At 68.4% G+C, this 614-nt stretch carries 1 protein-coding gene; it reads right to left on the bottom strand.

What is annotated here, in order from left to right; all coding sequences use genetic code 11:
- Positions 1–532: AI-2E family transporter (locus ABD323_RS43745; RefSeq protein WP_344447576.1), on the bottom strand; the 532-nt coding region annotated here is incomplete at its 3' end.
- Positions 533–614: the final 82 nt, after the last annotated feature.

The raw sequence follows: 614 nt of genomic DNA, 5'->3' as shown, positions 1-614 counted from the left end.
CCGTGCCCCCCACCCTGGGTCCGTCGGCGGTGAAGTAGAAGGTGAACAGGCCGACCGTGAAGGCCTGGAACAGCCCGCCGATCAGGGTGCTGGAGACGCCCCAGACGTTGTCGGCGGCCTGCTGGGCGTACTTCTCGATGTTGCCGGAGTCCTTGAGCAGCTTCTCCTGCAGCTGGTCCAGCGAGACGTTCTGATGGAACGTCCGGTTGAACCAGCCGAGCAGGTTCTCCACCAGGTGCGGCAGGTCACCGGCGATCTTCGCGACCTGGTCGACCAGCAGGGTGCCGAGTGCGGTGAGGAACCCGGCGATGGCGACCGCGAGCCCGATGAAGACCAGGAAGGTCCCGGGCCCCCGGCGCACCCCGCGCGCCGCCATCCGGTCCACGGCCGGCTCCATCGCCAGCGACAGGAAGAACGCCACCAGCAGCATCACCAGCAGGTCGATCAGCTGCCGGAACGCCCAGTCCACCAGCTGGAACGCCCCGACCAGCAGCAGTGCCAGCACCATCGCCCGGGGCAGCCACTTCGGCATCCCCTGCCCCCAGAGGGAGTCCCCTCTGGCCACCATTCTCTCGGTCGGGGCGGTGTGCGGTTCGGACGGGTGTTCGGGAATC

This window comes from Kitasatospora nipponensis, assembly GCF_039528135.1.
GTDB lineage: Bacteria > Actinomycetota > Actinomycetes > Streptomycetales > Streptomycetaceae > Kitasatospora > Kitasatospora nipponensis.
Note: the sequence above shows the minus strand (reverse complement) of the source record. Positions and strands in the feature narration are given on the sequence as shown.